Here is a 12,904-nt window from a genome sequence, read left to right on the forward strand (position 1 = left end):
TAAGCCTAAAATTTTACTATTTGGCGGCTAAATAAAAATTAAAATATACAGGAACATGATCAGAAACCTTCCTTGCTAACTTTAAATTTTCAAATACTCTATAAAAGTGCAGAATTCCAGCACTATGAAGCCTGATATATTTAGAATTATAGAAAAAATTATCAAATTCTGAGGCCAAACAGTCATTTTGTATGCATTTTTGGCGCAAAGATGTCTTTTGCGCTACCAAAGCTGACTGAAAACCCATCTTTTTTAAAGGATTAAACACAGAATGAGATTGTGGGAGGTTAAAATCGCCACAAAAAACGAGATTATCTTTGGAGTATAATGCAGGGAAAAATTTTAAATACTTGATCTCCTTTTCTGGTTGTTTTGCCTTAGGGATAGCATGAAAGTTAACCAGTGTAAAAACAGCATCCTGCACTTTGAATCTGCCCATATAAGGTTCTCGGTCTATTGCAGTGGAATACTTTTTTTCTAACCAGGCATCGCCAATTATTTTGACTTTTTTTGTTTTCCAAATAAAGGCATATCTTTCTGAAGAACCGACAGTGCCAGAAGTAGGTAAACTTATTGTATAACTCCAAGCCTGACCAGTACGGTTCAGCTGATCAACTAATCGGCTTACAGCCTGAGGACCACCTGGGCCAGGCACTACCTCCTGTAATGCAATCAGGTCAAAAGTTTTTAAAGTATTAGCCATTATTCTGATAGTTTCCTCGCTTTTGGAGCGCCCAAAATCTTTAAGGTTCCAGGAACAGACTGTTATATATTGTGCGTAAGAAGAGAAATGACAAAAGAAGATTAAGAACAGGAAATATTTTTTAAACATGGATCGGATCTGTAAAGAAACGCAAATCTAAAAGAATGTATCGGATAAAATATATCCATCCTGCTTCCGGATGCGCCTTTTGCAACACCTGCAGCTGCCGCTCAATCATTTTAAAGACTAATGAAGCAACTACATGTATAAGATTAGGTAGGTTATTATGCAGTTTAACACCAGATAACACACCTTAACTAGCCTAACTGCCTAACTTTCAATTTTTTTTGGTAAAATAAAAAATACAAACCGAAACTTTAAAGAAAATTATTGGTAAATTTGTAAACAAATTCAGCATTTTATTATTTAAAAATACACTTAATGAATGGATAAGCAACGTTATTTTAACTTTTATCAAAATAACCAGTATACCTAATCAAGCAACTTGTCCCTCATTAAGCGCTCTCTCAAGCGGCGTGTCGCAAACCGTTACTTTAGGTAACGGTTTGTACATTGCAATAACAATTTAACAGTTTACGCAGAACGTTCTCCTACCTTTTTACATCGCTGGTCATAAGTAATAATATAATTTCCTTTTTTTAGATTAAAAGTGGAACCACAAGCGTTGGTAAACTGGCCATGAGATGCACCCATTTCCGCCAATTTTCGGCTTTTTGCATCATAGGTAACGTAATAATTACCACGCTCCACTACAAAAAAACCTGAAGCAACGCCACGTAAAGCACCATTAGCTTTACCCAGCTCTGAAATTTTTTTACCTTTAACATCGTACACCTGATAATAACTACCTCGCAATTGCACTTCTGAAATTTCCATATCCTTACTTGTTAAATGAGCCTACTCTATGCAGTTTTCGGCTTCCCTGTTAATCTTAAAACAATTATTGACACATAAACTATTCTAGCACACTACTTAAAAGATAGCATAAAGAACTAAATGTAAGTTATTTAAATTTAAAATATTATAAAATAACTTTTTGAGATATTAGTTCACAATTTTGTTAACAAATACTTAAGATTGAAGACTTAGCCAAATAATATAAAGGCTACAATAAGGGTAACGACGATATTGAACCCCTGAGCAATCAAAAAGGCATAAAGTGGTTTTTTAGTTTCCTTGTTAAACAGTTCTGAAAAGCGGGTTTCCAATCCAATACTTGTAAATGCAAGGGCGAACCATAAACCTTGTAAGCTTTTCAGACTGCCTTTGAATTCGGCACTTACCTGAGGTGATATTACAAACGAAAATAATAAGGAAGCTCCTACAAAGCCTAAAACGAACTTTGGAAAACGTTCCCAAATAACGCTAAGCGTGGGTTTAGTTTGTTCATCTTTGGCCATGGGATTTTTAGTATAAGTCCAGTATACTGATATCGCAAATGCTGCTACACCCAGGAGTACATTCTGAGAAAACTTAACAATCGTACTGACTTGTAGTGCAGTTTCACCCACCAGTGTTCCTGATGCAACCACAGCGCCTGTTGTATCGATACTACCACCAAGCCACGCTCCCGTTACTTCTTGTGGGAAATTGAAATATTGTGCAATATAGGGCATGAATATCATCATAGGGATCGCCGTAATTAAGACCATGGAGATCACGGAAGATAATTTTTTTGGGTCTCCCTTAATCGCTCCGGAGGTTGCTATGGCCGCCGACACACCACAAATAGAAACCGCACTGGAAATCATCATGGTCAATTCATCGTCAATCTTAAATTTTCTGCATAACCAAAAAGCAAAATACCAAACAGAAAGAACGACCACAAGGGCCTGAAGCAGTCCTAATGAACCAGCTTTCAGAATGTCAGAAAAAATTATAGTAGTTCCCAATAATACAAGGCCAATTTTCACATAAAGCTCCGTAGCTAAAGCCTCCCTGAACCAAACTGGCAATTTGAACAAGTTGCCAATTAATAAACCAAGCGATAAACTAAAAATTACAGCTTCAAGATTCACGTTCTTAACCGTGGCATTACCCGCTAGTGCTAAGGCCACCAGCGTAATCATATACACCAGGGGAAAAACCACTAAAAACCACTTTAAAGGCTTACCAGTTAAAAAGGCTCCAACTCCTGCTACAATAAACACTAGGATAAATTGCAACCCAATGGCGCCAAGATTATCTAGCGTAAACAGATTAGTCGAAAGGTCGGCAAAATGAATCCAACTAAACTGCGGAATAGGAACTACAAAACCCACCAGAGCGAGTAGAATGATAAGAGCGCCAAGAAGAACCACTACCCAGTCTTCGTGTAAAATGAGGTTGTTTTTAGATGTTGACATCCACAAATAAAGGATTATTATTTTAAATTTCTCGCTAAACTAAAGTAGCTTTAAGATTAAAAACATCTTTTAATGCAGTTTTCGCCGCATGATACCCGCACATGCCGTGAACTCCCCCTCCTGGAGGTGTAGATGAGGAGCATACATAAATTCCTTTAACGTCTGTCCGGTAGGGAGAAAGACTTAACACCGGTCTTGAAAACAACTGTTTAATATCGAGTACACCACCATTAATATCTCCACCGATGTAATTTGGATTATACGCCTCCATTTCAGCAGCATTAAAGCTATGGGTTGCTAAAATACAATCCCTGAAGCCCGGTGCAAAGCGTTCTACCTGCTGCTCAATCAGGCTCGTCATATCCTGGGTATTTCCATGAGGCACATGACAATAAGCCCATGCTGTATGCTTTCCTGCTGGTGCACGGCTTGGATCTGCAAGGCTTTGTTGCGCCAGTAATACAAAGGGGTTTTCAGGCACCCGCCCTGAGGCAGCAGCCTGCTCTCCCAGCGCAATTTCTTCCAAGGTATTACCCAAATGTACAGTGCCTGCCCGTCGTGCGGGAGCGGCTTTAAAAGGGATTGCCTCAGCCAAAGCCCAGTCAATTTTAAATATGCCCATCCCATAACGGTAACTTTCCAATTTGCTGCGATAGGCCGATGAAAATCTAGTCCCTTCCAGCGAAAGCAATTGTCTGGGCGTCAGGTCGAATAACACTACACGCGAGGCGGGTAATTGTTTAATGGAGCTTATCATACATCCGGTTTGGATCTGCCCGCCCAGGGCAACGAAATGTGCAGCAAGTGCATTAGCGATCTGTTGTGATCCACCTTTAGCGATGGGCCAATTTCCCACATGACCGCAAGCCAATAACACCATACCAATGGCTGAGGTCATCAGATTTGATAAGGGCAACATCGAATGGGCAGCCATACCAGCGAACAAAGCCTTTGCAACAGGCGTTTGAAACCGTTTGGCCATAAATGTAGCAGAAGTGATTCCTTTAATGCCAAAACGAGCGAATGCTATGGGATGTGCAGGCAGTTTCAACTGCGGACTGAGGATATCGGGGGCTATTTTTGGCCAGTCATTCGCCAGTGTTTGCATTAAATTAAGGTAAGCCTTTTCATCTTTACCCAACAAAGCTGCTGTTTGTTCTACCGTACCGGTTAACAGTGCTACCTTACCGTCATCAAGTGGATGCGCTGCATTAATCTCCGGATACACAAATTCAAGTCCATATGGTGCTAAATTCAAAGATTCAAAAAAAGGGGAAATGCTGGCCATCGGATGGATGGCCGAACAAATATCATGAACAAAACCAGGAAGCGTAAGTTCAGCCGAGCGCAAGCCACCCCCTATGTTGTCCTTTCCCTCTATGAGTAATACCGATAAGCCTTGCTGTTGCATAGTAATGGCGGCTGCTAAACCATTTGGGCCAGAACCCACAACGATAGCATCGTAATCCGTTTTTTCCAATACTATTTCTTATACGGTCCAGGTACCAAAAGCACCGTTATTGTAATCATCATAAGCCTGGTGTATTTCTTCCATGGTATTCATCACAAATGGCCCATGAGCTAAGATAGGTTCCTTGAAAGGTTCTGCATGCCCCAATAAAACCATACTGTCTTCCAGGGCTTCCACCTGCACCAATTTACCTTCCTTCGCAAACTCCACCAGATCGCGCATTGCAGCCATCTCTCCATTCACTTTCACAGCTCCTCTAATCACATAAAAGAAAATGTTATGGTTTGCAGCAATGGCAGTTTTATACACTGCTCCCTTTTTAATGAATACCGTTGCTAAAGCAATATCCACCAGTGGCTTAAATGCACCCTGCGTACCACCCCAATTTCCGGACACCACAGACACGCGAACATCTCCATCTTCAAGGTCTATCGTTGGAATTTCGTTTTTTTGTTTGCCCTGGTACACAGGTTCTACCATTTTATAGCGTGCCGGTAAATTAACCCACAACTGAAGAATTTCCAGTTGTCCTCCCCGCTTCATAAAATCAGCTGAAGACACTTCAGCATGAATCAACCCTTTGCCAGCAGTCATCCATTGTACACCCCCCTCTTCGATAATACTTGATGCCCCACTGTTATCCTTATGGGCAAGATCACCTGCAAGGATAAAAGTCACTGTCTCAAATCCACGATGGGGATGTGGTCCGAAAGGTAAACCACGATTATTTTCCGGATAAACCTGGTGTCCATGATGGTTTAAAAACAAAAATGGATCTATTTCTTTAATCGCCTGGTTAGGTAATGCCCTAAAGGTGATTAAATCGCCTATAGGTGCATTCACTGCATGATGTGTAAATTTTACCGTTCTCATCATTAATTAATTTTAACTATTGTGCGGGATTATCTCCCACTTACATTTTTTTAAATTCCTCATCCGCTTTAATCTTCACCTCATCGCTCAGCATAGGTGGGGAAAACTTTTGTCATCGTTGGGAATTTCTCCACATCAAAGAAATCTGCACTTCTTAAATGTTTGTTGCACATGTCTACATCTGTATCAATAGAAGATACATCAGTGGTAAACTCAAAAATAGCATCACTAAAATCTGCTGCGCTTCCTGTAGCGGTGGCATCAAACTTTTTAAACACCCCGTCCACATCTGAGATCCCCAAATGGGTAATGCTAAAACCAAGTTGGCTGTGCATTGGATCCGCTTTCCAGCTTGAAGTCTGGGCAAACAAAGCGGTACATACAAAACTGAGGATGAATAAGGAAAATAATATTTTCATAAAGTGCTTATTAATGAAAGTTAAACAAATTTGCACCAAAATGGTTTCTATTAGGTAAAGTTATATATCCTCAAGAACGCCATCCAATATAACTAATCGTTTAGCAAGCTCCGCATGACCAGGAAACCAAAAAATAAATCATTCAAGCAGAAATTCGAGCAGGTGATCGTTGTAGGCACATCCGCCGGAGGACTGGATGCGTTGGTTTCCCTCATCAAACAGTTACCTGCTAACTTCCCGGCACCTATATTGGTGGTCATGCATTTATCTGCAGATGTAACCGGTAATTATTTATTGGATGCGATCCAAAATAACGGTCAGCTACCATGCAAATACGCAGAAGACCAGGAAGTGCTAATTGCCGGACAGGTATATTTTGCTCCTTCCGACCATCACCTGATGATTGGCAATAAAGGCAATATCCTGGTAACAAAGGGTGCACAGGAAAACCGTTCCCGACCGGGAATAGATCCCTTATTTCGTTCCGCTGCTGTGGCATTCCGAAACCGTGTCATTGGCATACTACTTACGGGCTATCTTGATGATGGCACCGCTGGCTTGATGGCCATACAACGTTGTGGGGGAATTTGTATCATACAGGACCCTGCAGATGCCAGTATCCCGGAAATGCCGAAAAATGCACTTAACCAGGTCGAACCAGATTACTGTGTAACGATCGTTCAGATGGGTAGTATTCTTGCTCAACTCATGACCAGGAAAATTGGAAAAGCAAAAGCAGTTCCACAAGATATTAATAGAGAAGCAAAGATAGCTGAAAGGGTACTCAGCGACCTTCCTACTGTAAATTCACTTGGCTATCAGGTGCCTTTCAATTGCCCCGGTTGTGGCGGTGTTTTATGGAAAATGGATGAAGGGCCTTTATTACGGTACCGGTGCCATACAGGCCATGCCTACACGGCCCAGGTTTTACTAACCGAACAGACAAAAAAGATTGAAGAAACCATGTGGATCGCCTTACGCATGTTTGAAGAAAGAAGAAATCTTCTGGTTACCATGGCGAGGGAGAAAACCGGTTCTGCAGCAAAATTAGCTGCCGAAAGAGCCGATCATTCTCAGATGCACATAGACCGTATTCGCAGCATCTTACTATCCGATAATCCAGGTGATCACGAAACTTAAAGACAATTAACCCTGTTTCTTCTTAATATAAATGTGTTTGATATGCGGCTTGCCAGTATCACGTTCGTCAATATCAAACCTGTTCATACTTTTTAATAGGGGCAGTAATTTTGAGAAACCATAATTTCTAGGGTCGAAATCTGGTTTCTTTTTCAGCATCAGATTACCCAGCTCCCCTAAAAAAGCCCAGCCATCTTCGTCTGCCAGATCGGAAATGCTATCGCTAAACAACCTGATGATCTTTGGATCAATCTTGTTAAGTGGCTTTTTAACTTGCTTTACCTTGTTCTTGGATGATTTCAGACTGCTGTTTTCTTCCTCATTCTCCACTTCAGGGTTAAGGATCTCCATGTAGATAAATTTATCACAGGCCGTAATAAAGGGAAGCAAAGTTTTCTTTTCGCCAATACCAATCACCTTCATTCCTGCTTCGCGCAACCGTGTGGCCAGCCGGGTAAAGTCACTATCGCTAGACACAATACAAAAACCGTCCACCTTGCCCGTGTATAAAATATCCATGGCATCGATAATCAATGCACTGTCTGTAGCATTTTTTCCTGTAGAATAGCTGTATTGCTGTATGGGGGTGATGGCATTTTCCAGTAACACTTTTTTCCAACCGGAAACCGTAGGTTTTGTCCAGTCTGCATAAATCCTCTTGAAAGTAGGGGTACCATATTTGGCAATTTCCTCAAACATTTCCTTCACATTCGCGTAAGGAACGTTGTCTGCATCTATTAACACGGCCAGTTTTAAATCTTTTGTCGTAACCATTTTCTTTCGTTTAGCCTATGGCAGCTTCCTGTCCAGGATCCAAAGATACAGCATTTGATTTAAAACGAAATAGATCAAACCATTCCGGTACCCCAGTGTTAAATGATCGATTAAAAACTGTATCAATCAATTAACTTTAAACTACAATTCATGAATATATTAATCGTATTGACCTCACATGATGAGCTTGGCAACACCGGCCAAAAGACCGGCTTTTGGGTTGAAGAATTTGCTGCCCCTTATTATGTTCTTTCAGATGCCGGGGTAAACATTACCTTGGCATCTCCAAAGGGTGGTCAACCGCCAATCGATCCAAAAAGTGAAGCGCCCGACGCCCAGACCCCTGCCACAGAACGTTTTTACAAGGATCAGGAATTGAAAGATAAACTTTCGAAAACTGTGAAATTAAGTGAAGTAAAAGCCGAGGACTTTGCCGCTGTATTTTACCCGGGAGGCCACGGACCATTATGGGATCTATCAAATGACAACAATTCCATCCAATTGATTCAGGACTTCATTAAACAAGAAAAACCTGTTGCCCTGGTGTGCCATGCACCAGCTGCCTTAGTGAATGTGAAAGCAGCAGATGGTGACCCTTTGGTAAAGGGGAAACTTGTCACAGGATTTTCCAATAGCGAAGAAGCAGCGGTACAGCTAACTGATGTTGTTCCCTTTTTATTGGAAGATGAATTAAAGAAGTTAGGGGGTTTATATAGCAAGGGTGCCGATTGGAGTTCGTATGTAATTAAAGATGGTTTCTTGATTACCGGTCAGAATCCGGGCTCTTCAGAAGAGGCTGCCTATGAACTACTGGAGGCATTAGAAGAATAACACCAATATGATTGGCTTATTTTAAACAAACCGAGGTCTTGCAGGCGTAACAACCAGCAAGACCTGCCAACGGGCTAAAATACATAAGTTCCTGTTTTATTCGCGAAGCGGGCATACTCCTCTGCAACTTCCAATACCGCCTGGTAACCAATTTTATCAAAGGGCACTATAGGCTTAAACTCTATTCTAAGTCGATCTTTCTTTTCACTTCTTTTCCAGGTACCAGCAACTTTTCCGTTCATCACGATGAGTGGCTTAGAAACGTCATTGCCAGTAAAAGCAGCCACCTCTGGTGGCAACAAATGCCTTCGGTTTTTATAGGCAAGTGCATACTCATCAAAGCCAGGCAAAAGGTGTACGGCTGGTTCTCGCTGCGTTTCCTCATGCACTTTAGCCACAAACCAGTAGACCTGGTCACCTAAAACCATCTTTGTCAATTCTTTGCGATTCAAATGCACACTTTTTTTGGCATCCGACATGCTTAATCCGCTCCACCATGAAAAATCATGTAAAGTTGCAGGCCCCCGACTTTTAAAATATCGTGCACCGATTTCAGTCAGGGCATCCTCACCTTCCAGGATTAATTTTTGTCCTACCCTATCTTCCATCAGTGCATAAGTAAACTGGTTACCCCTTTTTCGCCCACTGCAAATTAGTCCAGCCAATTCTGCATCCAGCATCAGCAATGCCAGCCTGATGGAATCGGTTTTAATAGCTGCCTCTTTCAAAAACACCTGCAACTCCATTCGAGTAAGTTGTTTATAGTCTTGAAGGGCTTTAACAATCACCCATCGACTCCGGTCGCGTAACTTTGCATCTAAATCATGTTGTTGATTTAAACTACGGCAAAGGTTTTTTATTCTTGGCGCTGTAAGCTTTAACATCCATCCGATATCTTCCGGACACACGAAATGCCAGGTGGGCCTTAACACATGGGTGCGCAACAGCTTGCCTTCATTAAACGCTACTTCTACGTCAAGGTCAGTAAGGCCTGCAATGCGATTACCAATGGCCCATTTGGCAGCGGTAAAGTCCTGCGATTGTATACACCCCATCGCTTTCACAAGGTGTTCGGCACAATTAAAGCTCGTACCGGCAAGTCCGTGGTTGAATAACCTGTGCCTGATCAGGCCATCATCTGTCATTCTTTCGTTTAACAAACTCATTTAATTAAAGTTAATCAAAAAACTATTCAGGAATCAAAAAAAAACTCCTCGTTTTTGTTGTAACTTTTTTACATCTTTAGAATGAATAAAATAATCAGCCAAAAAATATCCTAAATTAGGGGTCCTAACACAAACTAAAACGTTTTATACATGAACGAATTCCAAATTAAAAAGTCAGATACGGAGTATGATGCAATCATCGTCGGTTCAGGTGCTGGAGGTGGTATGGCCGGATACGTCCTGGCCCATGCTGGTCAGAAAGTGCTTATGCTTGAAGCAGGTGCCTACTTTGATCCCCGTTTGGATGCACAACAATTGAAATGGCCCTGGGAATCGCCACGACGTGGTGCAGGTACGGTACGCCCCTTCGGTGATTTCGACGCCTCTTATGGCGGCTGGGAACTGGATGGCGAACCCTATACCCAAAAGGACAAAACTGAATTCGCCTGGTTCCGCTCACGCATGTTGGGCGGCAGAACCAACCATTGGGGTAGGATATCACTCAGAATGGGTCCAGACGATTTTAAATGTAAAGACGGGTTAACCGACGACTGGCCAATTACCTACGACGATGTCAAACCTTATTATGATAAGGTGGATCGTCTGATCGGCATCTATGGAACTGTGGAAGGCATACCTAACGAGCCAGATGGCATTTTTATGGCACCACCCAAACCGCGACTCAACGAGCTGTTTATTACCAAAGCTGCCAGAAAAGTGGGTGTAACAGTAATCCCTGGCCGCGGTTCGGTACTAACAGAAGCTTTACCTAACAACAAAGACAGGGCACCTTGCTTTTATTGTGGGCAATGTGGACGGGCGTGTAAAGTTTATGCCGACTTCTCCTCTTCTTCCTGCCTGGTAATCCCTGCAGAGAAAACAGGAAACCTCACTGTTATTACCAACGCCATGGTGCGTGAAGTGCTTACCGATAAAGCTGGCTTGGCAACCGGGGTTTCATACGTGGATAAAACTACCATGGAAGAACACCAGGTGCGCGGTAAAATCGTGATCCTTGGCGCCAGTGCCTGTGAATCTGCACGTTTATTATTAAACTCAAAATCGTCTGCACACCCTAATGGATTGGCAAATAACAGCAATGTGGTTGGTAAATATTTACACGACTCTACAGGTGCCAGTGTGGGTGGTTTTTTACCACAGCTTTTAGACCGAAAACGTTACAATGAAGACGGGGTTGGCTCTGTACATATCTATTCTCCATGGTGGTTGGACAATAAAAAACTGGATTTCCCAAGAGGTTACCATATTGAATATGGTGGTGGTATGGGTATGCCGAGTTACGGTTTCGGTGCAGGAATAGAAAGAAGAAACGGACTAGTGCCGGGCAGAGATGGTAAAATGAAGGAAGCCGGTGGTTATGGGGCTGGCCTGAAAGACGATTACCGCCGTTTTTATGGAAGTAACGTGGGCATGGCTGGCCGTGGTACCGCTATTGCCAAAGCATCCAACTACTGCGAAATTGACCCTAATGTGGTAGATAAATATGGTATCCCTGTGTTACGTTTCCACTATAAATGGGCAGACGAAGAAATTAAACAAGCCAAACACATGCAAGATACTTTCCAGGAAATCTTTCATGCCATGGGTGGCATTGTGACTTCAACCATTCATGGTCCGGAAACTAATTATGGTCTTGAAGCACCTGGCAAGATTATCCACGAAGTGGGAACAATCAGAATGGGCGACAACCCTAAAACATCTGCCCTGAATAAATGGTGCCAGGCACATGATTGTGCCAACTTGTTTGTGGTTGATGCCGCTCCTTTTGTTCAGCAAGGCGATAAAAACGCTACCTGGACCATATTGGCTTTATCATGGCGCACAGCAGATTATATTTTATCACAAAAGAAAAAACTGAACCTGAGTTAACATAACCACTTAACATGAACAGAAGAGACTCACTAAAGGCCTTAGGCTTAACCGCTTTAAGCACGGGGGTATTGTTGCAGGCTTGTAAACCAGACAGCGCAACAGATAAATCAGACGTAGCTGCCAAAGATTCCAAACAACCCGGTCGCGAGGCCTTCGAGGTAGAACGTGACAAAGCCTTAAATGCTGCTAAATTTTTCAATGAACATGAAATGGCTACTATTACCGTTCTTGCCGATATTATTATACCTAAGGATGGAAGATCCGGCAGTGCTTCGGATGCTAAAGTACCTGATTTCATAGAGTTTATTGTGAAAGATATTCCCAGTCACCAAACCCCAATGCGTGGTGGCCTTAAATGGCTGGACGTCCAATGTTTGTCGAGATACGGAAAGACGTTTAAAGACGCCTCAGCGGAACAACAGATTGATATGGTAGATGATATTGCCTACCCAAATAAAGTTAAACCAGGGATGGCACAAGGCGTAGCCTTCTTTAACAAAATGCGCGACCTGACGGCCTCCGGATTTTTCACCAGTGAAATGGGGGTCAAAGATGTAGAATACCTGGGTAACACCCCCAACCAATGGCGTGGTGTTCCGGACGATGTTCTTAAACAATATGGTTTTGAAAATACCGCAAAGCTATAATTAGTATTTAACACAAAAAAGCCCTTTGATGATCGTCAAAGGGCTTTTTTTGTGTGTTTTAATTTGATGAAAAACAACAGCAGTGATAGTGCCTTATATAGCATCCTACAAGTAAATGGCTGTTAGAGGGCCGTTAAATGGGTGTTTAAAGGGTGTTTAGACGGCCGCGGCCGTTCAAAGGCCCTTCAAAGGCCCTTCTAACCCCCTTCTAAGGCCCTTATAACTAGCGCCAGCTGACACTTGTATTTGTCTTGTATTAACATAGCTATACATGTGTGAAATTAATTTAGTATTGGTTATACAAGTAAATTTGGTAATTGCATATCAGCAATGCATATTCCATAATGCCGCTTCACTTCTGGTGGTGAGCTCTCAGCAGGCATATTGATAAAAAAAGGGCAGTACCATCCATAGATAGCACTGCCCTTCAAAAATCTTTAGGTGATATTACTTTGATGCCGGCGGACCAAGCAAAACAACCAGAACTGCCTGTAAGCCTTCTTCACGTACGTTTTTAGCGACAATCTTTCCTGTCGGATCCACTAAGATATTAGATGGAATAGCTTGAATGCCATACAATTTAGCCACTTCGTTATCGAAATATTTTAAATCAGATTCCTG

General features: G+C 42.1%; 12 protein-coding genes. 4 read left to right on the top strand and 8 right to left on the bottom strand.

Annotated elements, in window-relative coordinates:
- Nucleotides 1-16: 16 nt before the first annotated feature.
- From ACR2F3_RS14090 to ACR2F3_RS14115, 6 genes are all read right to left on the bottom strand, one after another.
- Nucleotides 17-832, bottom strand: coding sequence for an endonuclease/exonuclease/phosphatase family protein (locus ACR2F3_RS14090; protein ID WP_432710618.1), 816 nt, complete (start codon nt 830-832; stop codon nt 17-19).
- Between the two features lie 465 nt (nt 833-1,297).
- A complete protein-coding gene (locus ACR2F3_RS14095) occupies nt 1,298-1,600 on the bottom strand; it encodes a hypothetical protein (protein ID WP_432710619.1) in 303 nt (100 codons plus the stop codon).
- A gap of 209 nt (nt 1,601-1,809) precedes the next feature.
- A complete protein-coding gene (locus tag ACR2F3_RS14100; RefSeq protein WP_432710620.1) occupies nt 1,810-3,069 on the bottom strand; it encodes a YeiH family protein in 1,260 nt (419 codons plus the stop codon).
- Nucleotides 3,070-3,103: 34 nt separating this feature from the next.
- Nucleotides 3,104-4,549 carry a phytoene desaturase family protein gene (locus ACR2F3_RS14105; RefSeq protein WP_432710621.1) on the bottom strand — a complete coding sequence of 482 codons (1,446 nt, stop codon included), beginning with the start codon at nt 4,547-4,549 and terminating at the stop codon, nt 3,104-3,106.
- A gap of 9 nt (nt 4,550-4,558) precedes the next feature.
- A complete protein-coding gene (locus ACR2F3_RS14110; protein ID WP_432710622.1) occupies nt 4,559-5,416 on the bottom strand; it encodes a pirin family protein in 858 nt (285 codons plus the stop codon).
- 77 nt (nt 5,417-5,493) lie between these two features.
- Complete coding sequence (locus tag ACR2F3_RS14115; RefSeq protein WP_432710623.1) at nt 5,494-5,832, bottom strand: YceI family protein; 339 nt, start codon at nt 5,830-5,832, stop codon at nt 5,494-5,496.
- A gap of 114 nt (nt 5,833-5,946) precedes the next feature.
- On the opposite strand from ACR2F3_RS14115, the gene ACR2F3_RS14120 reads away from it, so the two are divergent.
- Nucleotides 5,947-6,972 carry a chemotaxis protein CheB gene (locus ACR2F3_RS14120; RefSeq protein WP_432710624.1) on the top strand — a complete coding sequence of 342 codons (1,026 nt, stop codon included), beginning with the start codon at nt 5,947-5,949 and terminating at the stop codon, nt 6,970-6,972.
- A 6-nt stretch (nt 6,973-6,978) separates the two neighbouring features.
- Here the strand turns inward: ACR2F3_RS14120 and ACR2F3_RS14125 are convergent, their stop codons facing one another.
- Nucleotides 6,979-7,746, bottom strand: a complete 768-nt coding sequence (locus tag ACR2F3_RS14125; RefSeq protein ID WP_432710625.1) for an NYN domain-containing protein — start codon at nt 7,744-7,746, stop codon at nt 6,979-6,981.
- 150 nt (nt 7,747-7,896) lie between these two features.
- On the opposite strand from ACR2F3_RS14125, the gene ACR2F3_RS14130 reads away from it, so the two are divergent.
- Nucleotides 7,897-8,577: a type 1 glutamine amidotransferase domain-containing protein gene (locus ACR2F3_RS14130; protein WP_432710626.1), complete on the top strand. Its 681-nt coding sequence runs from the start codon at nt 7,897-7,899 to the stop codon at nt 8,575-8,577.
- 74 nt (nt 8,578-8,651) lie between these two features.
- Here the strand turns inward: ACR2F3_RS14130 and ACR2F3_RS14135 are convergent, their stop codons facing one another.
- Nucleotides 8,652-9,743, bottom strand: coding sequence for a winged helix DNA-binding domain-containing protein (locus tag ACR2F3_RS14135; RefSeq protein WP_432710627.1), 1,092 nt, complete (start codon nt 9,741-9,743; stop codon nt 8,652-8,654).
- Between the two features lie 150 nt (nt 9,744-9,893).
- Here ACR2F3_RS14135 and ACR2F3_RS14140 point away from each other — a divergent pair, with 150 nt between their 5' ends.
- Together ACR2F3_RS14140 and ACR2F3_RS14145 are read left to right on the top strand one after the other, a co-directional pair.
- Nucleotides 9,894-11,633: a GMC family oxidoreductase gene (locus tag ACR2F3_RS14140; RefSeq protein ID WP_432710628.1), complete on the top strand. Its 1,740-nt coding sequence runs from the start codon at nt 9,894-9,896 to the stop codon at nt 11,631-11,633.
- Between the two features lie 14 nt (nt 11,634-11,647).
- Nucleotides 11,648-12,283 (top strand): gluconate 2-dehydrogenase subunit 3 family protein, encoded by a 636-nt coding sequence (locus tag ACR2F3_RS14145; protein ID WP_432710629.1) that lies wholly within the window; start codon nt 11,648-11,650, stop codon nt 12,281-12,283.
- Nucleotides 12,284-12,904: the final 621 nt, after the last annotated feature.

Source organism: Pedobacter sp. (assembly GCF_045627485.1).
Taxonomy (GTDB): domain Bacteria; phylum Bacteroidota; class Bacteroidia; order Sphingobacteriales; family Sphingobacteriaceae; genus Pedobacter.

Bases quoted from the DNA above. Each gene is read 5' to 3' on its own strand.
- ACR2F3_RS14095 (WP_432710619.1), bottom strand. From the start codon at position 1,600: ATGGAAATTTCAGAAGTGCAATTGCGAGGTAGTTATTATCAGGTGTAC.
- ACR2F3_RS14135 (WP_432710627.1), bottom strand. From the start codon at position 9,743: ATGAGTTTGTTAAACGAAAGAATGACAGATGATGGCCTGATCAGGCAC.
- ACR2F3_RS14130 (WP_432710626.1), top strand. From the start codon at position 7,897: ATGAATATATTAATCGTATTGACCTCACATGATGAGCTTGGCAACACC.
- ACR2F3_RS14110 (WP_432710622.1), bottom strand. From the start codon at position 5,416: ATGATGAGAACGGTAAAATTTACACATCATGCAGTGAATGCACCTATA.
- ACR2F3_RS14090 (WP_432710618.1), bottom strand. From the start codon at position 832: ATGTTTAAAAAATATTTCCTGTTCTTAATCTTCTTTTGTCATTTCTCT.
- ACR2F3_RS14120 (WP_432710624.1), top strand. From the start codon at position 5,947: ATGACCAGGAAACCAAAAAATAAATCATTCAAGCAGAAATTCGAGCAG.
- ACR2F3_RS14115 (WP_432710623.1), bottom strand. From the start codon at position 5,832: ATGAAAATATTATTTTCCTTATTCATCCTCAGTTTTGTATGTACCGCT.
- ACR2F3_RS14140 (WP_432710628.1), top strand. From the start codon at position 9,894: ATGAACGAATTCCAAATTAAAAAGTCAGATACGGAGTATGATGCAATC.
- ACR2F3_RS14145 (WP_432710629.1), top strand. From the start codon at position 11,648: ATGAACAGAAGAGACTCACTAAAGGCCTTAGGCTTAACCGCTTTAAGC.
- ACR2F3_RS14125 (WP_432710625.1), bottom strand. From the start codon at position 7,746: ATGGTTACGACAAAAGATTTAAAACTGGCCGTGTTAATAGATGCAGAC.
- ACR2F3_RS14100 (WP_432710620.1), bottom strand. From the start codon at position 3,069: ATGTCAACATCTAAAAACAACCTCATTTTACACGAAGACTGGGTAGTG.